The 19,205-nt window shown below is 69.2% G+C and carries 22 protein-coding genes; 10 read left to right on the top strand and 12 right to left on the bottom strand.

The genetic code is table 11. The annotated features are described in order from the left end of the window. Positions 1-55: 55 nt before the first annotated feature. The 3 genes from ABB55_RS26740 to ABB55_RS26730 all read right to left on the bottom strand — a co-directional run bounded on the left by ABB55_RS26740 (position 56) and on the right by ABB55_RS26730 (position 3,321). Entirely contained in the window at positions 56-1,276 is a 1,221-nt protein-coding gene (locus ABB55_RS26740; RefSeq protein ID WP_054361555.1) for an OpgC family protein, read from the bottom strand. A 1-nt stretch (position 1,277) separates the two neighbouring features. Continuing rightward, positions 1,278-2,906 (bottom strand): thiamine pyrophosphate-binding protein, encoded by a 1,629-nt coding sequence (locus ABB55_RS26735; RefSeq protein ID WP_054361554.1) that lies wholly within the window; start codon positions 2,904-2,906, stop codon positions 1,278-1,280. An 88-nt stretch (positions 2,907-2,994) separates the two neighbouring features. Further along, positions 2,995-3,321, bottom strand: a complete 327-nt coding sequence (locus ABB55_RS26730) for a YnfA family protein (RefSeq protein ID WP_054362318.1) — start codon at positions 3,319-3,321, stop codon at positions 2,995-2,997. 117 nt (positions 3,322-3,438) lie between these two features. On the opposite strand from ABB55_RS26730, the gene ABB55_RS26725 reads away from it, so the two are divergent. The 4 genes from ABB55_RS26725 (at position 3,439) to ABB55_RS26710 (ending at position 5,898) form a co-directional block, all read left to right on the top strand. Beyond that, a complete protein-coding gene (locus ABB55_RS26725; RefSeq protein ID WP_083463980.1) occupies positions 3,439-3,930 on the top strand; it encodes a hypothetical protein in 492 nt (163 codons plus the stop codon). 5 nt (positions 3,931-3,935) lie between these two features. Further along, positions 3,936-4,499, top strand: coding sequence for a hypothetical protein (locus ABB55_RS26720; protein WP_054361553.1), 564 nt, complete (start codon positions 3,936-3,938; stop codon positions 4,497-4,499). Further along, a complete protein-coding gene (locus ABB55_RS26715) occupies positions 4,496-5,170 on the top strand; it encodes an SCO family protein (RefSeq protein WP_152982203.1) in 675 nt (224 codons plus the stop codon). Before ABB55_RS26720 ends, ABB55_RS26715 begins: the two co-directional genes overlap by 4 nt. Before the next feature lie 143 nt (positions 5,171-5,313). After that, a complete protein-coding gene (locus ABB55_RS26710) occupies positions 5,314-5,898 on the top strand; it encodes a hypothetical protein (protein ID WP_152982202.1) in 585 nt (194 codons plus the stop codon). Between the two features lie 40 nt (positions 5,899-5,938). Here ABB55_RS26710 and ABB55_RS26705 read toward each other — a convergent pair whose 3' ends face one another. Together ABB55_RS26705 and ABB55_RS31175 are read right to left on the bottom strand one after the other, a co-directional pair. After that, a complete protein-coding gene (locus ABB55_RS26705) occupies positions 5,939-6,349 on the bottom strand; it encodes a hypothetical protein (protein ID WP_054361550.1) in 411 nt (136 codons plus the stop codon). Between the two features lie 110 nt (positions 6,350-6,459). After that, a complete protein-coding gene (locus ABB55_RS31175; RefSeq protein ID WP_262711577.1) occupies positions 6,460-6,591 on the bottom strand; it encodes a hypothetical protein in 132 nt (43 codons plus the stop codon). Positions 6,592-6,789: 198 nt separating this feature from the next. Here ABB55_RS31175 and ABB55_RS26700 point away from each other — a divergent pair, with 198 nt between their 5' ends. Next, the gene (locus tag ABB55_RS26700; RefSeq protein WP_054361549.1) at positions 6,790-8,382 is read left to right on the top strand and encodes a multicopper oxidase family protein; all 1,593 of its coding nucleotides are present in this window, start codon (positions 6,790-6,792) and stop codon (positions 8,380-8,382) included. An 83-nt stretch (positions 8,383-8,465) separates the two neighbouring features. On the opposite strand, the gene ABB55_RS26695 is transcribed toward ABB55_RS26700, so the two are convergent. The 6 genes from ABB55_RS26695 to ABB55_RS26670 form a co-directional block, all read right to left on the bottom strand. Then, positions 8,466-8,801: a c-type cytochrome gene (locus ABB55_RS26695; RefSeq protein WP_054361548.1), complete on the bottom strand. Its 336-nt coding sequence runs from the start codon at positions 8,799-8,801 to the stop codon at positions 8,466-8,468. 102 nt (positions 8,802-8,903) lie between these two features. Next, entirely contained in the window at positions 8,904-10,229 is a 1,326-nt protein-coding gene (locus ABB55_RS26690) for a vWA domain-containing protein (protein WP_420848239.1), read from the bottom strand. Then, positions 10,207-10,536, bottom strand: a complete 330-nt coding sequence (locus tag ABB55_RS26685) for a type II toxin-antitoxin system RelE/ParE family toxin (protein WP_054361547.1) — start codon at positions 10,534-10,536, stop codon at positions 10,207-10,209. The genes ABB55_RS26690 and ABB55_RS26685 overlap by 23 nt, the downstream gene beginning before the upstream one ends. Beyond that, complete coding sequence (locus tag ABB55_RS26680; protein WP_054361546.1) at positions 10,537-10,776, bottom strand: hypothetical protein; 240 nt, start codon at positions 10,774-10,776, stop codon at positions 10,537-10,539. It abuts the gene before it with no gap. A gap of 206 nt (positions 10,777-10,982) precedes the next feature. Further along, positions 10,983-11,234: a hypothetical protein gene (locus ABB55_RS26675; protein ID WP_054361545.1), complete on the bottom strand. Its 252-nt coding sequence runs from the start codon at positions 11,232-11,234 to the stop codon at positions 10,983-10,985. Positions 11,235-11,291: 57 nt separating this feature from the next. Next, positions 11,292-12,218, bottom strand: a complete 927-nt coding sequence (locus ABB55_RS26670) for an AAA family ATPase (protein WP_054361544.1) — start codon at positions 12,216-12,218, stop codon at positions 11,292-11,294. Between the two features lie 184 nt (positions 12,219-12,402). On the opposite strand from ABB55_RS26670, the gene pcaB reads away from it, so the two are divergent. Continuing rightward, complete coding sequence (pcaB, locus tag ABB55_RS26665) at positions 12,403-13,857, top strand: 3-carboxy-cis,cis-muconate cycloisomerase (RefSeq protein ID WP_083463979.1); 1,455 nt, start codon at positions 12,403-12,405, stop codon at positions 13,855-13,857. A gap of 8 nt (positions 13,858-13,865) precedes the next feature. Here the strand turns inward: pcaB and ABB55_RS26660 are convergent, their stop codons facing one another. Continuing rightward, the gene (locus ABB55_RS26660; RefSeq protein ID WP_244472130.1) at positions 13,866-14,387 is read right to left on the bottom strand and encodes a flavin reductase; all 522 of its coding nucleotides are present in this window, start codon (positions 14,385-14,387) and stop codon (positions 13,866-13,868) included. A 653-nt stretch (positions 14,388-15,040) separates the two neighbouring features. On the opposite strand from ABB55_RS26660, the gene ABB55_RS26655 reads away from it, so the two are divergent. Genes ABB55_RS26655 through ABB55_RS26640 form a run of 4 tightly spaced genes read left to right on the top strand, consistent with a single transcriptional unit; the run spans position 15,041 to position 19,173 of the window. Beyond that, a complete protein-coding gene (locus tag ABB55_RS26655) occupies positions 15,041-15,958 on the top strand; it encodes a branched-chain amino acid ABC transporter permease (protein ID WP_054361542.1) in 918 nt (305 codons plus the stop codon). A gap of 4 nt (positions 15,959-15,962) precedes the next feature. Next, the gene (gene livM, locus ABB55_RS26650) at positions 15,963-17,543 is read left to right on the top strand and encodes a high-affinity branched-chain amino acid ABC transporter permease LivM (RefSeq protein WP_054361541.1); all 1,581 of its coding nucleotides are present in this window, start codon (positions 15,963-15,965) and stop codon (positions 17,541-17,543) included. Further along, positions 17,540-18,451, top strand: a complete 912-nt coding sequence (locus tag ABB55_RS26645) for an ABC transporter ATP-binding protein (protein WP_054361540.1) — start codon at positions 17,540-17,542, stop codon at positions 18,449-18,451. The genes livM and ABB55_RS26645 overlap by 4 nt, the downstream gene beginning before the upstream one ends. Further along, the gene (locus ABB55_RS26640; RefSeq protein ID WP_054361539.1) at positions 18,448-19,173 is read left to right on the top strand and encodes an ABC transporter ATP-binding protein; all 726 of its coding nucleotides are present in this window, start codon (positions 18,448-18,450) and stop codon (positions 19,171-19,173) included. The genes ABB55_RS26645 and ABB55_RS26640 overlap by 4 nt, the downstream gene beginning before the upstream one ends. Positions 19,174-19,205 lie beyond the last annotated feature (32 nt).

Below are 19,205 nucleotides of genomic sequence, written 5' to 3'. Positions count from 1 at the left end.
AGTCAGGGGGAAGGCTCCTGTCTGACTACGCGGCGACCCCGGGTCCGGTTACCGCCTAGACTGCACGAACCCGTGAGGTCGGCGCATTGTTCCGGGTCGGGGCCGGTTCGGCCGGGGCGGCCGGGAGTTGCGTCGATCCGGCCGGCATCGCGGCCGGACCGCGGGCCGGAGCGGCCCAGGGCGCGGACTTGACCCAGGCGACCAGCCGCGCCACCGCCACGATGCCGGCGAAGGCGGCGAGGTTGACGAGGGCCGTCGCCAGCGCGCCGTGACCGATCATGTCGAGCAGCACCCAGGCGATGCGGGCAAAGACCAGGCTTGCCAGGAAGGTCGCCAGCGACTGCTGGCCGACCGCGACCAGCACCGCACCGATCCCGGTCGCCAGCCGGTCCCGATAGGGCTCGATCGCCGACAGCACGACATAGAGCAGCACGATGAAGTGCACCCAGCGCAACAAGGCGAGATTCTGCTTCTCGTCGGCGCCGAGCAGCCGCTCGCGCAGATCGTGGAGCGCCGCGACGTTGTCGGTGAAGCCCCAGAAGCTGAGCGGCACGCAGGCGATCAGGAACAGGATCCCGGCAGTCATCAGCCGGCGGTCGCCGAGCGGCGGCGTGCGCACCCAGCCGCTCATCAGGGCGAAGCCGGAGAAGAACACGAGCTGCCAGGCGAAGGGATTGAAGAACCACCCGGTCTCCGCCTCCGGATCGCCCGGCAGGTTGATGCCCTGGAGCTTGACCGCCAGATAGAGCCCGGCGGAGAGCCCGAAGGGCGCCAGCGGATGCAGCCGGCGCAGGCCCATCATGACCGGGATCAGCGCCAGCACGACGATATACATGGGTAGGATGTCGAGATAGTCCGGCTGCCAGGTCAGCGTGATCACGCCGAGCATCGCCCGCGCCGGCGCCTCGATAAAATAGCCGAACTGATCCTCGAACCAGTCCTGGCCCGGCCAGAGCCGATCGGCACCGGCGGCGAGCGCGGCGAGCACGAACAGGAGCCCGATATGGGCCCAGTAGACCTGCCACATGCGGTGCAGGATGCGCGCCGTGCCGAGCCACCAGCCGCGCCGGACGAAGATCGAGCCGAAGGCGATCGCGCTCGCCGCGCCCGAGCAGAACACGAACAGTTCGCTGCCCGAGGAAAAGCCGAAGCGGGCCGGAATCCAGTCGTTCCAGCCATTCTCCGGCACATGGGCGACGAAGATGATGAACATGGTCAGGCCGCGGAACAGATCGAGCCGCGGGTCGCGCACGCGCTTGGCCGGGGGAGCGCTCATCTCAGAAGGCTCCGTCATAGGCGCGTCGGTCGATCCGGGCGACGATCACGGTGAAGCCCGGCCGCGCGAAGGCGGCGCGCGCCTCCCGGTCCAGCGTCTCGCGATCGGCGACCTCGACGCCGTGGCCGCCGAGCGCGCGCGCCGCCATGGCGAGATCGCTGCGGCCGAAATCGACGCCCGCATTGGCGAGGCCCGACCGCCGCTGCTTCATCTCGATCAGCGACAGGCTGTCGTCTGCCAGAACGACCACGACAACCGGCAGCGCGAGATCGCGCAGCGTCGCCAATTCGCCGAGGCCCATCTCCAGGCCGGCATCGCCGACGAAGGCGAGCGTCGCCCGGCCGCTCGCGAAGGCGAGCCCGGCGGCGAGCGGAACCGCGCAGCCCATGGTGCAGAATCCGGTCGACTGGATCAGGCTGCGCGGCGCCGGGCAGGACCAGGCCTGGCTGAGCAGGATGCGGTGGGCGCCGGAATCGGCGGTCGCGACCACATCGGCCGGGGCGACCGCGCGCAGCGTCTCGAACACCACGCCCGGTCCCCAGTCGCCCTTCGGCCGGAAGGCCGCGTGCAATTCGCCACGCACAGCCGCAGGCTCGCCGCCCGGCCAGGCGGCAACCGGCAGAGCCGGCGTCAGGCGTTCGAGAATGCCGGCGACATCGCCCTCGATCACCACGTCCGCCCGGTGCATGCCGTGCGGCAGGGCCTCGGCGACGATGTCGATCACCGGCACGGCGCCGAACGGATCGCGCCAGCCGGCGCGCATCTCGATCGGGTCGTAGCCGGCCAGCACGATCAGGTCGGCGGCATCGAGCAGCGGACGCACGATGCGGTCGGCGATCGGCGACAGGCCGACCGCGCCGACGACGCGCGGATCGCCCTCCGGCACCAGGCCCTTGGCCTTGTAGGTGGTCAGCAGCGGTGCGCTGGTGGCGGTCAGGAACCGGTCGAGCGCGGCGGCACCGGCCGGCGAGATCATGTCGAGCCCGGCCAGCACCAGCGGGCGGCGGGCGGCGGCGACGAGCGTGCGCGCCCGCTCCAGATCGGCCGGGATGCCGGGCGCCGGGACCGGGTTGACGACGACAGGCCGTTCCGCCGCGACCGCCTCGGCGACCGCGACCGGCAGGTCGATATAGACCGGCCCGGGCCGGCCGCGCAGGGCCTTCGCGATCGCCTTGTCGGCGACCAGATCCTCGGTGCCGGACGCGGCGCGGAAGGTCGCCTTGGTCACGCTCGCGAACAGCGCGCGATGGTCCATGACCTGATGGGTGTAGGTCTCCGCCTCACCCTCGGCGATCGAGCCGGCGATGGCGATCAGCGGCACCCGGTCCTGCAGGGCGTTGGCGATCACATTCACGGCATTGGCGATGCCGGGGCCCAGCGTCGCGACCAGCAGTCCGGGCGCGCCGGTCGCATGCCACTGCGCCTCGGCCATGAAGCCGGCCGCATTCTCGTGGCGGGCGAGCACGAAGCGGATGCCGGCGCGCTCCAGGGCATCGACGAGCGCCAGCACCTCGCCGCCCGGAATGCCGAAGGCGGTGCGGATGCCGGCCGCGGCAAGCCGGCGGGCCAGAAGATCGGCGCCGGTGACGGTCCGGGCCGTCGCAGAGAGATCGCGGGATGGTTGGTTCATCGGGTTTCCGGTGAGGACGTGGTTCCGACAGCACAATACGCCGGCCGACCCGATGCGGTTACCCCATGCCGGATTTATGAGCGCCGGATCAGGCCGGACGCGGTCCCCACAGGATGAGCGCCGCGCCGACGAGGCACAACGCGGCACCGGCGAGATCGATCCGGTCCGGCGCCCGGCCTTCGACGGCGAAACCCCACAGCAAGGCCGCGGCGATGTAGACGCCGCCATAGGCCGCATAGGCCCGGCCGGCGAATTCGGCCTCCGAGCGGGCGAGCAGCAGCGCGAAGACCGCCAGCGCGACCGCACCCGGCAGCAGCCAGAGCGGCGACCATCCCGAACGCAGCCACGCCCAGACCGCGAAGCAGCCGCCGATCTCCGCCAGGGCCGCGGCCGCATAGATCAGAACCGTCTGCATCGCGTCCCCGGTCGCCTCGCCATCGGCCGAGACTATCAGCCTGCGCGCGCCGGTCACCTGTAACCGGCGGCGCTTCCGCTGCGTAGTGATGACCGAGTGCAGCGGGGAGCCGTGACGATGGCGAAGGACGGACGACGGAAGATCGGCTGGGGCGCGCGCCCGGCGAAGGCCTTTGCGGGTCTCGCCCTGGTGGCGGGGCTGGCGGCCGCCGGGTTGGCAGGCGCCGGTACGGGACCGGCCGAAGCGGCCGCGGGCCGGCGCGTGCAGGTGACCGGCGAGGTGGTCGATACCTGGTGCGCGGTGACCGGCATCATGTTCGCCTACGGCACCGCACATCACCAATGCGCGGTCTGGTGCGCGATCGGCGGCATCCCGGTCTCGATCAAGGATGCGGCCGGGAATTTCTATCTCGTGCTGCGCATCGAGGAGGACGAGACCAACGTCGCCACGCCACGGCTGGTCACCATCCAGAGCCACGAGGTCACGGTCGACGGCGAACTGGTCGAGCGCGACGGGGTCAAATACCTGCTCGTGACCAAGGTCGCCGACGACAAGGGCGTGATCAATCTGACCCACGAAGAATACGGCGTGCAGCCGTTCGGGAACTGAGCGCCATGATCCAGACTGAGACCAGAACCCGCTATGCCATCGCAGCCCTCGCCGGCCTCGCGATCCTCGCCGCGCCGCACGGCGCCCGGGCCGCCGAGGCCTGGGGCATCGAGCACGAGAGGGAGGTCAAGCTCACCGGCAAGGTGGTCGATCTCCTGTGCGCGCTGCGCATCGGCTCCGACCCCAAAGCGGCGGACGCCAAGGATTGCCCGCCCGATTGCGGCGGCGGCCGGCGCCAGCTCGGCCTCCTGACCGGCGCCGGCAAGCTGCACCCGGCCGTGAAGGCGAATGCCGACTTCGCCGGCGCGACCGTCGATCTCGCCCCCTATTGCGGCCGGACCGTCGAAGTCGACGGCCTGCTGATCGCCAACCCGGCCGCCACGCTTCTGATGGTCCAGGCGCTGCGGACCGACCCGAAGGCCGCTTTCGTCAAGGCCGACCGGTTCCTGGCGGACTGGGCCCGCCAGAACGGCAAGGCCGAGGAGTGGTTCCGTGCGGACCCGAAGGTGAAGGCGGCCATCGCGGCCGACGGCGTCTTCGGCATTCGCGGCCTGGAGCCGAAGCCGTGACCCGGCTCGCACCCAGCCGGCGCGCCCTGCTCGGCGGAGGGCTCGCGCTTCTCGCCGGGTCGGTCGCCGGACCTATGGGCGGATCGATCGCCCGGGCGCACGGCCCCGACCTCCATGCGGCGGGCACCGGTCCGTCACCGGGCACCGCGCCGGCACCGGGTGCCGATCCGCTGGCCGGGCGCTTCGGCGGCCCGTTCACGCTGACCGCCCATGACGGCCGCCGACTGTCGGACACGGATTTCCGCGGCAGGTTCATGCTGGTCTATTTCGGCTATACCACCTGCGAGGACCTCTGCCCGCTCGATCTGGCGGTGATCGAGGCGGCGCTGAAGGAACTCGGTCCGGCCGCCAACATCGTCCAGCCGCTGTTCGTCACCGTCGATCCGGCCCGCGACACCGTGCCGGTGATGGCCGCCTATGTGGCGAATTTCCATCCGCGCCTGATCGGACTGACCGGCAGCGAACCCGAGATCGCCGCCGTCGCCCGGGCCTACAAGGTGCACCGGCGCAAGGTCCGCCCGGCAGCTGGCGGGCCGAAGGCCTATATCGTCGATCACGGCTCGCTGACCTACCTGATGGGGCCGGACGGCCAGTTCCGCACCCTGGTGCCGCACAAGACCGAGGCCGCCGCGATGGCGGCGGTGTTGCGGCGCTATCTCCCGGCTTCCTGACCGGGCGAACGGTTGGCCGCAGCATCGACGGGCGGGAATCGGGCGGCGTCGACCGCTTCTCGTCCCGACCGCTGCATCCGAAGCCGCCGCCGGGGCGTATCCTTCAGAGACGAGAGTCCAGCAGACGAGAGGGAGGAGCGCCCGTGACGATGAGATCAGACCGCCCGGGTCATCATCGGGCCGCCGGCATCCGAACGACCGGCGCCGCCCCCCTGGCCGCGTGCCTGTTGGCGCTGGCGGCCGTGATCGCCGCAAGCCGTCCGGCGCAGGCCGAGACCTGCTTCCGGCAATGCGTTTCCGCCCAGGTCACGTCCTCGGACATGACCGACGATCAGATCCGCTATCGCATGCGGGGCTGCCGGGACACCTGCGAGGCGGCGCAGCGCGAGACGCTCGCCGCCAACGGGACTGCGTCCCGCATCGCGCAATGCCGGCCCGAACCGGTCAGCCGAGAGGAATTCCGCGCGATCCGCGGCGCCAGCCCGTCCTATGTGGTCCAGTCCAACGCCTTCACCTGGGATGTGAGGAATCCCCTGCCCGGCAAGGTCATCCGGGAGGTCGAGATCGTCGCGCAGACGATGGATCTGCGCGATACCGTCATGATCGCCACCGGTCTGGTGATGCCCGGCGACAGCCAAACCGTGCTGGCGACCGGCTTCTTCGACGGCTACCCGAACGCGCGTTACGCGACCCGGGTCAGTGCCATCTACGCCTGCCCGATCGAGTAGGATCGGGCGGTCGCCGGCGCGCCGGTCCCTGCCCCGGCGATCACAGCCCCGACTGGCGGCCCGGACCCTTGGTGTGCATCGACACCGCGACGGTCTCGGCGGTGGCGCCGCAGGTGATGGTCGCGAAAGCCTCCTCGCTTTCGACCTCGGTCTTGTCCTGCGGGGCGAGCATCGTGCGGATACGCGCGGCCGACGACATGCGGTCCTGGCTGTCGGGATCGACGTTTTCGGCCAGCATCACGGTCAGCGCGCAGGCGCCGCGCTCGGCCGCGAAGTAGCCGACGGCATGCTTGGAGCCGAGCTTCACCGAAAAGGCCTGGTTGGCGCGATAGAGTTCCGCCCCGGACGGCCCCTTGGCGACCGACTGCGGCAGCATCTGGCGGGCCTCGGACAGGCCGACGGCGGCAAACAGAACGGCGGCGATGCCGAGGGCGGCGATGGACTTGTTCATCGAAGATTCTCCCGTGAGTTGAGTGGCGCCACCATGATGGCCCTGCGTTTCGGCTTCATTTCGCGCTGCGGCAATCGTGTTTCGCGACGAGAAACGGAACGGGCCGGGGATCATGGCGCGGCGTCGGCCAGCGTCGCGGCCGGCCGCAGCGCCGTCCTGCCGTCGGTGCGGGCCTGTCCGATCGAGACGACGGCGGCGACCGTCATGGTGGCGAAAAGCAGGGTCGCGAAGATGGGCTTCATGGCGGTCCGATCCCGAAGTCGTTTCTGACATTCGGGTAGCCGGCGCAGGCTGGATGCCGCCTGACCGCAGCGTTCAAGCGGGGTTCACCGGACCCGTCATGTCCGCAGCAAAGGATTGACCGCAACGACCTTGCGGTCATATCCACGCAGAGTGCTTCCGTGCGGCGCCATCGGGCGTCCGGATCACAAGGGAACGCGATGGACCTGACTCGCCGCTTCTTTCTGCTCGGTACCACCGCCTTGGGGCTTCTGGCCGCCGAAGAGGCGCTGGCGGCCTCGCGGCGGCGCAGCCAGGGGCGCCGGTCTTCGCCGTCACGCTCCCGGCGCGGCCGCGGCGGCAAGGCCGAGAAGTCCGCGACGGCACCCGAACCGCCGAAGAAGCCGGCCGGCCAGACGCTGCGCATCCCCGAACTGGTCACGCTGAAGGACGGCGAAACCTACACGCTGACCGTCAAACGCGGCGAAGCCACCTTCATGCCCGAGAAGCCTGTGCCGGTGACCGGCTACAATGGCGGCTATCTCGGGCCGGCCTTCAAATTCGTGCGCGGCACGGCGCCGGTCCTGCGTCTCGTCAACGAGCTCGATCGGGCCACCAACGTGCACTGGCACGGGCTGATCGCGCCAGGCGCGGCGGGCGGCGGCCCCCTGCCGGTGCTCGAGCCGGGGGCGAGCGCCGATATCCGCATGACCGTCGACCAGAACGCGGCGACGCTCTGGTACCACGCCCAGATGCCCGGCTGGCAGGCGATCGACCTGACCGCCGGGCTCGCCGGCCTCGCCCTGGTCGAGGATCCGGCCACCGCGAGCCTCGGCCTGCCGTCGGACTGGGGCGTCGACGACATTCCGCTGCTGATCCAGGACCGCGAATTCGACGACGCCGGCAACCCGGTCTATGCCCGCACCGCCGATGTGGTCGAGCACGGCTTCCGGGGGCGGCGCATCCTGGTCAACGGCACGCTCGACGCCGTCGCGGCGGTGCCGCAGCGGCTGGTGCGCCTGCGCATCGTCAACGGCTCGTCGGCCCGGGTCTATCGGATCTACTTCGCCGACGAGCGCGCGTTCAAGCTGATTGCCACCGATGGCGGCTTCCTGCCGACCCCGGTCGATGCCGATACGGTCGGCATCGCACCCGGCGAGCGCATCGAGATCCTGGTCGATTTCGCCGATGGCGGCACGGCGCTGATGTCGACGCCGGACGACCACGAACTGCGCGCCGGCACCCGCACCGTGAAGGTGGCGGACGTGCTCACCGCCCCGTTCCGCATCTGCGCCTTCCACACCGAGCGCGACGGCAAGCCGAGCGCCAAGTTCCCGGCGAAGCTCGCCCCCGCACCCGTGGCCGACCCGGCGAGCGCCGTGCGGCGCCGGCGCTTCGTGCTGCAGCTCGGCGGCGCGGTCGCGCTCTCCGCCTCCTCGGCCCATAGCGCCACCGCCGGCTCGGAGGCCGCGCCGGAGGAGATGCCGGTGATGGCGATCAACGGCAAGACCTACGATCCGACCCGGATCGACGAGGAGGTCGCGCTCGGCACGACCGAGATCTGGGACATCGTCGCGCCGGAAATGTCCTATCCGTTCCATCTCCAGGGCGCGCAATTCCGCGTCCTGTCCGAGGACGGCGGCATCCCGAAGATCTGGAACCGGGGCGTCAAGGATACCGTTCTGGTGGAGAATTCCACCTCGCTCTTGGTGACCTTCACCAAGCCGGCCGGACGCGACGCGCCCTATCTCTACCATTGCCAGATCCTCGAACATGCCGATGCCGGCATGATCGGGACCTTCACGGTGACGTAAGCCCGCGGAGGACGCGGCCGGGGGCCGGCCCGGTCACGGCATGCGCGGCGGAGCCGTCGCCGGGGCCGCAGCCGGGACAAACCTCACTTGGCGACCTGGATGGTCTTCAGCCAGGCCAGAAAGGCGCCGACATCCTGTGGCGACATGCGCACCTGCGGCATGGCCGGATGGCCGACCAGGATGCCTTCGGCGAGCGCCTCCTCCAGATCCTCGACCGGGTACTTCTGCCCGAGCGTCCGGAAGGCCGGCGCGGCCGGAACCGGGCTCGCCCCCTGCTTGGTGATCGCATGGCACGGCGCGCAGGCCGCCTCCGCGATCTCGCGTCCCCGCGCCTCCCGCTCCTGGGCCGGCGCGACGGTGGACAAGACCGTGCCGGCCAGGAATGCGATGGCGGCCGTGCCCAAGACGAAGCGGTTCATCGTGCCCTCACAGTTGCAACCGACTCGCGACGGCCCTGCCGACGCCGAGCGGCATCGGCTGATAAGCTTCGCATGTGTCCGAAGGACGGCCAATGCGCCGGATCAAAGGCCGCGGCCGCGATCGCTGCCGTAGAAGTCCTGCGCGGCGGCTCGGCTTGGCTCTGGACTGCGGCCGGCAGCGAGCCAGCGACGCGGATCGGACGGCGCCAGGCCTCGGCTCTCGCCGGCGATCGAGCGGCAGAGTTCGCCGATCGAGTCGAGATTGTGCACGGCGCGGAACTCGTCGACATGCGGCAGCATCTGGCGGATGCCGCGCGCGCGGGCCTCGAAGCCGTCGAAGCGCAGCAGCGGATTGAGCCAAACCAGACGCCGGGCCGATTTCGACAGCCGTTCGGTCTCACGGCCGAGATCCTCGTCGGTGTCGCGCTCCAGCCCGTCGGTGATCAGGAGCACGATCGGACCGCCGGACATGACCCGGCGCGACCAGAGCCGGTTGAAGTCGCCGAGCGCGGTGGCGATCCGGGTGCCGCCGGACCAGTCGGCGACCGAGGCGGAGGCGGCCGCCAGCGCCTCGTCGGGGTCCTTCATGCGCAATTGCCGGGTGACGTTGGTGAGCCGGGTCCCGAACAGGAAGATCGAGATGCGCCGGCGCTTTTCGGCCAGCGCATGCAGGAAGTGCAGGAAGATGCGGCTGTACTGGCTCATCGAGCCGGAGATGTCGAGCAGCGCCACGATCGGCGGGTGAACCTCCTTCGGCCGCCGGTAGCGCAGCGCGATCATGCCGCCGCCGGTCCGGAGCGAGGCGCGGAGCGTCCGGCGCGGGTCGATCAGGCGCCCGCGCGGCGCGCCGACCAGCCGGCGGGTGGCGACCGTGTCGAGCGGCAGGACCAGCCGCTTCAGCGCCTCGCGCGCCGCGTCGATCTCCCGGGCGCTCATCTGCGCGAAGTCCTTGCGCTGCAGGATCTCGCGGTCGGAGACCGTGAAGCGGGCGTCGACCTCGATCTGCGGCTGCTCGACGACCTTGTCGGGCTCGCGCTCCGACTGCATGGCGGCAGCGACCCGGCTCGCCGCCGCCTTGGGTAGTGCGGGCGGCTGCGACGGCAGCGCGACGGGCGACAGCATGGCGAGCATCTTCTCGACCAGCCCGCGGTTGCGCCAGAAGATGCGGAAGGCCTCGTCGAAGATCACCCGCTGCTCGCGCCGGGTCACGAAGACCGCATGCAGGGTCCAGTAGAAATCCTCGCGCGTGCCGATCCCGGCCGCCTCGACCGCCCGGATCGCGTCGACCACCGACGCCGGCCCGACCGGCATCCCGGCCGCCCTGAGCGTGCGCGCGAAATAGACGATGTTCTCGGCCAGCCGGCCACCGGGACGGGCTTCGGGGGGGATCGCAGGGGCAGACGGGTCAAGCGTCATCGGGGTCGTCATCGGCGGCTCGGATCGCGTTCGGATCGGCGTTCAGATAGGCGCTGAGGATGCGCACGATCACGAGCCGATCGGGTTCATAACAGTGAATGATCAAGTAACGACCGAACGGCAGGCTTCGATAGCCCGGCCCGAGATCGGGCCGCGGTCGTCCAACCTCGGTTGCACGCACAGCCATGCGATGGCAGCGGGCCAGGGCCGCAGCGATGAAGGTCTCCGCCAACGCCTTGCTGCGGCTGCGCCGGGCGATGAAGCGCATGATCCGGCGCAGGTCGCTGCGGGCATGATGGGTGAAGACGACCGCTCGCACCTATTCGACATCCAGATCCTCAAGCCAGGTCTTGCTTTCCGCCAGCAGGTCCGCGGCCGACACGAACCCGCCGGCCGCTTCGGCCTCGCGGACCAAGGTGCGCAAGTCCGTTTCGCCGATGGTCGTGCGGTGCAGAGTCAAGAAGGCCGCGTCGAAAACGGCCTGCACGTCCGGAAACCGGCCCGCATCGACCAGTTCCTCGGCGATCAACTCCCATTTCGGGTCGATCTGAATCGACATGCCCAGTCTCCCTCGGCCGGCCGCAGGCTAGCACGCCGGCCGCCCCGCCGCGACCGCCGTCACCCGCCCGCCGGGACGGGCTTCGGGTGCGATTGGGATCACGTCAATTTCATGCCGGGCGAGAGCCAGCGATCCCGATCGGTCGGCGAGAAAATCGATGATCTGCAGCACGTCCGTTCGCGCCAGGGCCGAATAGACCAGCCGCCTCACAGGCAGCCGCCTTGGGCCTCACGCTTGGCGAAGTGGCTTTCGATGTCCCGATCGAGATCCTCCGGCGTCACCCATTGGTCGTCCGCGATCGCCCGATCGACCATGGCCTTCAGCGAAGCTCTCTCGGCCGCATAGTCGGCCAGCAGCGCGAAGGCCGCATCTGCCGCCTGCTCGGCATTGTCAAAGATGCCCTCGCCAACGAGGCGATCGGACAGCGCGGTCCATTCGGGCTTCCAGTTCACCGACATCGCGCGACCTCCATAGGGTGAGATCATACCACTCGGCATTGCCCACCGCGACCGCCGTCACCCGCCCCGGCTCGCCTCCTGGCGGACCTCGTCGATGATCCGGCGCGCCTCGGAGCCCTGGATGCGGGCGATGTCGTCCTGGTATTTGAGAAGCACGCCGAGCGTGTCGGAGACGATGGTCGGATCGAGTGCCAACTGGTCGAGTTCGGTCAGCGCGGTCGCCCAGTCGATGGTCTCGGCGACGCCGGGCGCCTTGAAGAGCTCCATCCGGCGCAGTTTCTGCACGAAGGCGACCACCTCGGCGCTGAGCCGGGCCGGGGCGCCCGGAACCCGGGTGCGGACGATCTCCATCTCGCGCTCGGCGTCGGGATAGTCGACCCAGTGGTAGAGGCAGCGCCGCTTCAGGGCGTCGTGGATCTCGCGGGTGCGGTTGGTGGTGATCACCACGATCGGCGGCACCGGCGCCTTGACGGTGCCGAGTTCGGGGATGGTCACCTGGGCGTCGGCGAGCACCTCGAGCAGGAAGGCCTCGAAGGCCTCGTCGGCGCGGTCGAGTTCGTCGATCAGGAAGACCGGCGCGCCGGCCACGTCCGGCTCCAGCGCCTGCAGGATCGGACGCTTGATCAGGTAGCGCTCGGCGAAGACATTGGCCTGGAGTTCGGCCCGGTCGACGGCGCCGGACGCCTCGGCCATCCGGATCTCGACCATCTGGGCCGGATAGTTCCATTCGTAGACGGCGGTCGAGATGTCCAGCCCCTCGTAGCATTGCAGCCGAATCAGCCGGCGGCCGAGCGTCGCGGCCAGCACCTTGGCGATCTCGGTCTTGCCGACGCCGGCCTCGCCTTCGAGGAACAGCGGCCGCTGCATCTTGAGCGACAGATAGAGGACGGTCGCCAGGGCGCGATCTGCGACATAGCCGGCACCGCGAATCATGGCGAGCGTGGCGTCGATCGATGCGGGCAAGGCGACGGGGACGGCTGACATGGCGCGGTTCCTCGCAGTTGGACCGATCGGCCGGCATGGTGCCACCCGGAACCGCCGGTTCTTGCCTCCTTCAGTAGCCCGCCGTCCCGGCTCCGGCAAATGTTCCGGCCTTCTCCCTTTTGACGAGACGGGCCTTAAACCGAAGCTCCGCCTCGTCTATCGTCCGACCGCTTGGGGGGCGATCATGACCAGACTGCCAGAGGGACCGGCGAGCCGGGGGCCGGATAACCGGGGCGCGGAGAGCGGGGGCGCGGAGAGCGGGGGGCCGGAAGCTGCCCGGCCGCAGGCCCTGCTTGATCCGCTGTTCGGGGCGGTCGCCATGGCGGCCGTGTTCGACGACCGGGCGCGGCTCGCCGCCATGCTGGCCTTCGAGGTCGCGCTGGCGCGCGCCGAGGCCGCCATCGGCCTCGTCCCGGAGATGGCGGCGGAGACCATCGCCGGCCATGCCGACCCGGACCGCTACGATCTCGGCCGTCTCGCCGCCGAAACCATGCTGGCCGGCAACCCGGCCATCCCGCTGGTCAAGCACCTGCAGGCCGCCGTCGGTCCGGAGGCGCGCGATCATGTCCATCTCGGCGCGACCAGCCAGGATGTCATCGACAGCGGCACGATGCTGCAGATGCGCGCAGGCCTCGACCTGATCATCCGCGACACCACCGCCCTCGCCGAGACGCTCGCCGCCCTCGCCGACCGTCACCGCGGCACCCTTCAGATCGGCCGGACCTTGCTGCAGCACGCCGTGCCGGTGACCTTCGGGCTCAAGGTGGCGGGTTGGCTGACCATGGCGGCACGCGCCCGGGCGGCGCTGGTCCGGGTGCGCGGCGAGGCGCTCGCGCTGCAGTTCGGCGGCGCCGCCGGCACCCTGTCGGCGCTCGGGTCCGAGGGCCTGGAGGTCGCCGTCGCGCTCGCCGCCGAACTCGATCTGCCGCTGCCCGCCCTGCCCTGGCACACCGACCGCACCCGGATCGCCGAGATCGCCGGCGCGCTCGGCATGGTCGCCGGCATGGTCGGCAAGATCGCCGGCGACCTCGTTCAGGAGATGTCCTCCGATGTCGCCGAGGCCTTCGAGGCGACCGGTCCGGGCAAGGGCGGTTCCTCGGCCATGCCGCACAAGCGCAACCCGGTGCATCTGGTCGCCGCCCGCGCCGCCGCGGCCGAGGCGATCGGCTGCGTGCCGGTGCTGATCGGCGGGATGGTGCAGGAATTCGAGCGCGCCGCCGGCAACTGGCATGCGGAATGGCGCACCCTGCCGCGCCTGTTCGTCGCCGCCCATGGCGCGGTGGTCAATCTCGCCCGCGCGTTGGACGGACTGGAGATCGACCCGGCGCGGATGCGCGCCAATCTGGAGGCGACGCGCGGCCTGGTCATGGCCGAGGCGGCAACCGCCCGCCTGGCGGCCGCCGTCGGCAAGGTCGAGGCACGCCGGCTGATCGAGCGGGCCGTGGCGCGCGCGGTCGCCGAGGATCTGCATCTGGAGGATGCGCTGGCCGAGGACCCGGCCGTCGTCCGGCATCTCGGACCGGAGGCGCTGGCGGAGACGTTCGATCCGGCCGGCTATCTCGGCGCGACGGAGGCCTTCGTCGATCGCGCGCTCGACGCCTGGGACGCGTCGAGGGATGGACTGCCGGGGCCGGCCTAGGGGGTCGATCAGGCGAGGCTGGCGAAGGCGCGATCGAGATAGGCGAGTGCCGGACCGTCCGCCCCGGTCCGGACCGCCGCGACCGCGCCGAAGATGACCGAATGGGTGCCGACCTCGCTGACCCCGCTGACATGGCAGTCGATCGCCACGCGGGCGCCGTCCAGGGCCGGGGCGCCGGTGACGAGAGGCGACCACACGCCGGCCGTGAACCGCTCCCGGCCGTGCAGCCCCGTGCGGCCGGAGAAGATCTCGGCCAGGGCGCGCGCTTCGGCCGGCAGGACGGACACGCAGAAGACGCCGTTCGCCTTGATCAGCGCATTGGCGGTCGAGCCGTGGTTCAGACAGATCAGCAGGGTCGGCGGCGCGTCCGTGACCGAGGCGACCGCCGTCATGGTCGCCCCGCCGAGGCCGGCCGGACCGTCGGTCGCCACCACATGGACGGCGGTGGCGATCCGGCTCATGGCATCGAGAAAGGTCTTGCCGTCGACGTGCTCGCCGTCGGCGGCAATTCGAACCATCGGAAAAGTCATTGCAGGCTCCGGCGCCCGACGCGGACGCTGCCCCACATGTAGACCGCCGGCGGGTTTTTGCGAACCGTTGCGGCGCGGAAAACGGAACGACGCCGGATCCGCCCCGTTGAAAGCGCGCAAAGATTGTGCGCCGCACGCGCGCCATCCTGCCCATTTGCCGGCACTTCAATTGGGGGGATGTCGCATCCGGAACAGGGAGCGTCGCGGCAGCCCGGTGCCTTGCCGCCCGGTCGAGGCCAAGAAGCTCATACGAAGGCAACGCCGCTCATCAAACGCGCTTGTCCGACGACGCCGATCGGCCATGCTCCGGGACGGCATGACGTCGCATCGCGGCGTCATGGAGGCGACGGGGCCTTCGGGATGAAACCTGCGCATTGGGGGCACCGGGCGGCGAGTCTCATCCCAATGGGGGTCGGATCAGGAACGAACCGACTTTTGTAGGGGGCAAATCACGAAGGGAATTGTTTCCCCGCGGGGGGCTTGGTAAGCATGGCGAAATTGAGGCATCTGATCTGCGTGTAAAGAATAGCGACGGCGCCGGGGGAAGGTGCCGCGCTGCGTGTCCGGTGTCGGGAACACCGGGACCGCGCAATCGGTGACCGCGTGCCGGCGCCTATGGCCGGGACGACAAGTCGGGGAGCGGCTGTCGCTACATGGAAGTATTCCTTCAGCAGTTGATCAACGGGATCACGCTGGGCTCGATCTACGGGCTCATTGCCATCGGCTACACGATGGTCTTCGGCATCATCGGCATGGTGAACTTCGCCCACGGCGACGTGTTCATGGTGTCGGCCTTCATCGCCATGATTACGTTCCTGCTGATCGGGGCCCTGGTCGGGTCCGTTCCGGTGGTGATCGCGATCGTGCTGATGCTGGTCGTGGCGATGGTGCTGACCTCGCTCTGGAACTGGACCATCGAGCGGGTCGCCTACCGGCCGTTGCGCGGGTCGTTCCGCCTCGCTCCGCTGATCTCGGCGATCGGCGTATCGATCTTCCTGTCGAACTTCGTCCAGGTGACGCAGGGACCGCGCAATAAGCCGGTGCCCGGCATGCTGAACGACGTGATCATCCTGGTCGAGAGCCCGACCTACAACGTCGCGATCTCCTACAAGCAGATCATGATCATGGTGGTCACCGCGATCCTGCTCGCCGCCTTCTGGTATCTCGTCCAGAAGACGTCGCTCGGGCGCGCCCAGCGGGCCTGCGAGCAGGACCGCAAGATGGCTTCGCTGCTCGGCATCGACGTCGACCGCACCATCTCGATCACCTTCGTGATGGGCGCCGCGCTCGCGGCGGTCGCCGGCGTGATGTACATGGTCTACTATGGCGTCGTGTCCTTCTCGGACGGCTTCAACCCGGGCGTGAAGGCCTTTACGGCGGCCGTGCTCGGCGGCATCGGCTCGCTGCCCGGCGCGGTGGTCGGCGGATTGCTGATCGGCTTGATCGAGGTCTTCTGGTCGGCCTATTTCACGATCGACTACAAGGACGTGGCCGCCTTCTCGATCCTCGCCATCACGCTCATCTTCATGCCGCAGGGGCTCCTCGGCAAACCCGAAGTCGAGAAGGTCTGAGCCCATGGCCAACGAGACCCAAACCGGCGGTCGCTCCGTCGACATCGGCCATGCGGCGAAGGATGCGCTGCTGGCCGGCCTGATCGCACTCGGCCTCTTCGGCGTCTTCATCGGTCTTCAGACCGTCCAGGACATCTCCAACCGGCTGGTTCTGAAGGTCCGGCCAGAAGCCCTGGCGGTGATCGTCGGCATCATCGTCGTCGGTCGATTCCTGCTGAACGTCTTCGTCTGGGGACGCGAACCCTCGCACAAGGCTGCGGTGGCGAGCCCGTCGGGCGGCCTCCTGGGCATGTTCAAGCGGCTCTGCTTCCTGGTCGGCGTCGTCGTCACCCTGGTGGCGGTGGTCGATATCGGCTTCCGCCTCGCCGGCGGCGCCCTGCCGAACATGCCGATCTCCCCGCCCGGCACCATGGGCCTCGGCAGCATCATCCTGATCGAAGCCGTCGCGGCCCTGTTCGGCGTGGTGCTGATCGCCTTCGGCCAGAACATGACCGAACGCGCCGCCGCCCTGCTCGGCCCGGCCGGCATCGGCTTCCTGGCCGCCTTCCCGATCATCGCGATCCTCGGTGCCGGCTGGGGCGGTTCGCTGAAGTGGATCGACAATTTCGGCATCCAGATCCTGATCTACGTGATGCTCGGCTGGGGCCTGAACATCGTCGTCGGCCTCGCCGGCCTGCTCGACCTCGGCTATGTCGCCTTCTACGCCGTCGGCGCCTATTCCTACGCGCTGCTCGCCAAGGAATTCGGGCTGAGCTTCTGGATCCTGCTGCCGCTCGCCGGCATCCTGTCGGCCTTCTGGGGCATTATCCTCGGCTTCCCGGTGCTGCGGCTGCGCGGCGACTATCTGGCGATCGTGACTCTCGCCTTCGGCGAGATCATCCGCATGGTGCTGGTCAACTGGGTCGATTTCTCGGGCGGCTATGCGGGCATCTCCGGCATCCCGCGTCCGACCCTGTTCGGCATTCCGTTCAATGCCACCGACGAGGGCTTCGCGGCCCGCTTCGGGCTCGAATTCTCGCCGATCTACCGAACGATCTTCCTCTACTACCTGATCCTCTGCCTCGCCCTGCTGACCGCCTTCGTGACGGTGCGCATGCGGCGGATGCCGGTCGGACGGGCCTGGGAAGCGCTGCGCGAGGACGAGATCGCCTGCCGTTCGCTCGGCATCAACACCACCAACACCAAGCTCACCGCCTTCGCGCTCGGGGCCATGTTCGGCGGCTTCGCCGGCTCGTTCTTCTCCGCGCGCCAGGGCTTCATCTCGCCGGAGAGCTTCACCTTCATCGAATCCGCGCAGATCCTGGCCATCGTCGTGCTCGGCGGCATGGGTAGCCTCTATGGCGTCGTCATCGCCGCCGTGGTGCTGGTCGGCGGCTTCGAGATCATGCGTGAACTCGACTTTCTGAAGCAGATCTTCGGCAACGACTTCGACCCGGCCCTCTATCGCGGCCTCATCTTCGGCGCCTCCATGGTCGTGATCATGCTGTGGAAGCCGCGCGGTCTGATCTCCACCCGGACCCCGACGGCCTTCCTGAAAGAACGCAAGACGGTTTCCGGCGACCTCGTGAAGGAGGGCCACGGATGAACCGCTGGGAAGAGAAGCCCCTGCTCAAGCTCGAGCACCTGACCATGCGCTTCGGCGGCCTGGTCGCGGTCAACGACCTCAGCTTTTCGGCCGGCGAAGGCGACATCACCGCCCTGATCGGCCCGAACGGTGCCGGCAAGACGACGGTGTTCAACTGCATCACCGGCTTCTACAAGCCGACCGAGGGCCGCATCGCGCTGCGCCATGGCGAGGCCAAGGTGTGGGACGAACTCGACGCCGCCACCGCCCGGCCCGACCGGCGCATGGTGCGCGCCGGGGCCGGCCTCTACCTGCTCGAACGCATGCCGGATTTCGAGGTCTCCGCCCACGCCAAGGTGGCGCGGACCTTCCAGAACATCCGCCTGTTCTCGGGCATGACGGTGCTGGAGAACCTGCTGGTCGCCCAGCACAATGCGCTGATGACGGCGTCCGGCTTCACGGTGCTCGGGCTGCTAGGCCTGCCGGCCTATCGCAAGGCCGAGAAGGCCTCGATCGAAAAGGCCAAATACTGGCTCGACCGGATCGACCTGATGGACCGGGCCGACGATCCGGCTGGCGACCTGCCCTATGGGGCGCAGCGCCGTCTGGAAATCGCGCGCGCCATGTGCACCGAGCCGGTGCTGCTCTGCCTCGACGAGCCGGCCGCCGGCCTCAATCCGCGCGAGAGCGCGGACCTGAACGCCCTGCTGCTCGGCATCCGCGAGAAGGACGGCACCTCGATCCTCCTGATCGAGCACGACATGTCGGTGGTCATGGAAATTTCCGACCATGTCGTGGTGCTCGACTACGGCACCAAGATTTCCGACGGCAAGCCGGACTTCGTCCGCAACGATCCGAAGGTCATCGCGGCGTATCTGGGCGTCTCGGATGAAGAAGTCGAAGCCGTCGAGGCGGAGGTTCTGTCGTGACTGAACCGCTCCTGTCCATCCGCGGCGTGAAGACCTACTACGGCAAGATCATCGCGCTGAAGGGCGTCGATCTCGACGTCAACGAAGGCGAGATCGTGACCCTGATCGGCGCCAACGGTGCCGGCAAGTCGACCCTGATGATGACCATCTTCGGCAGCCCGCGGGCGCGCGAAGGCAAGATCGTCTATCAGGGCTCCGACATCTCGCGCATGCCGACCCATGAGATCGCCCGCATGCGCATCGCACAGTCCCCGGAGGGACGGCGCATCTTCCCGCGCATGTCGGTCATGGAAAACCTCCAGATGGGCGCGGCGATCAACGACTTCGCCCACATGGACGAGGATCTGAAGCGGGTCTTCGACCTGTTCCCGCGCCTCAAGGAGCGCATCAACCAGCGTGGCGGTACGCTCTCGGGCGGCGAACAGCAGATGCTGGCCATCGCGCGGGCTCTGATGTCGCGCCCGAAGCTGCTGCTGCTCGACGAGCCGTCGCTCGGCCTGGCGCCGCTGGTCGTCAAGCTGATCTTCGACGCGATCCGCGATCTGAACCGCACCGAGGGACTGAGCGTGTTCCTGGTCGAACAGAACGCCTTCCACGCGTTGAAGCTCGCCCACCGCGGCTACGTCATGGTCAACGGCGTCATCACGATGAGCGGCTCGGGCAAGGAACTGCTGGAGCGGCCGGAAGTGCGCGCCGCCTATCTGGAAGGCGGCCGCCATTGACCGGCGGCTGCATCGTAGGATCAGGGGATCGC

It is taken from the genome of Prosthecodimorpha hirschii (assembly GCF_001305515.1).
Classification (GTDB): domain Bacteria; phylum Pseudomonadota; class Alphaproteobacteria; order Rhizobiales; family Ancalomicrobiaceae; genus Prosthecodimorpha; species Prosthecodimorpha hirschii.
The sequence above is the reverse complement of the archived record's forward strand: the minus strand, read 5'-3'. Positions and strand labels throughout refer to the sequence as shown.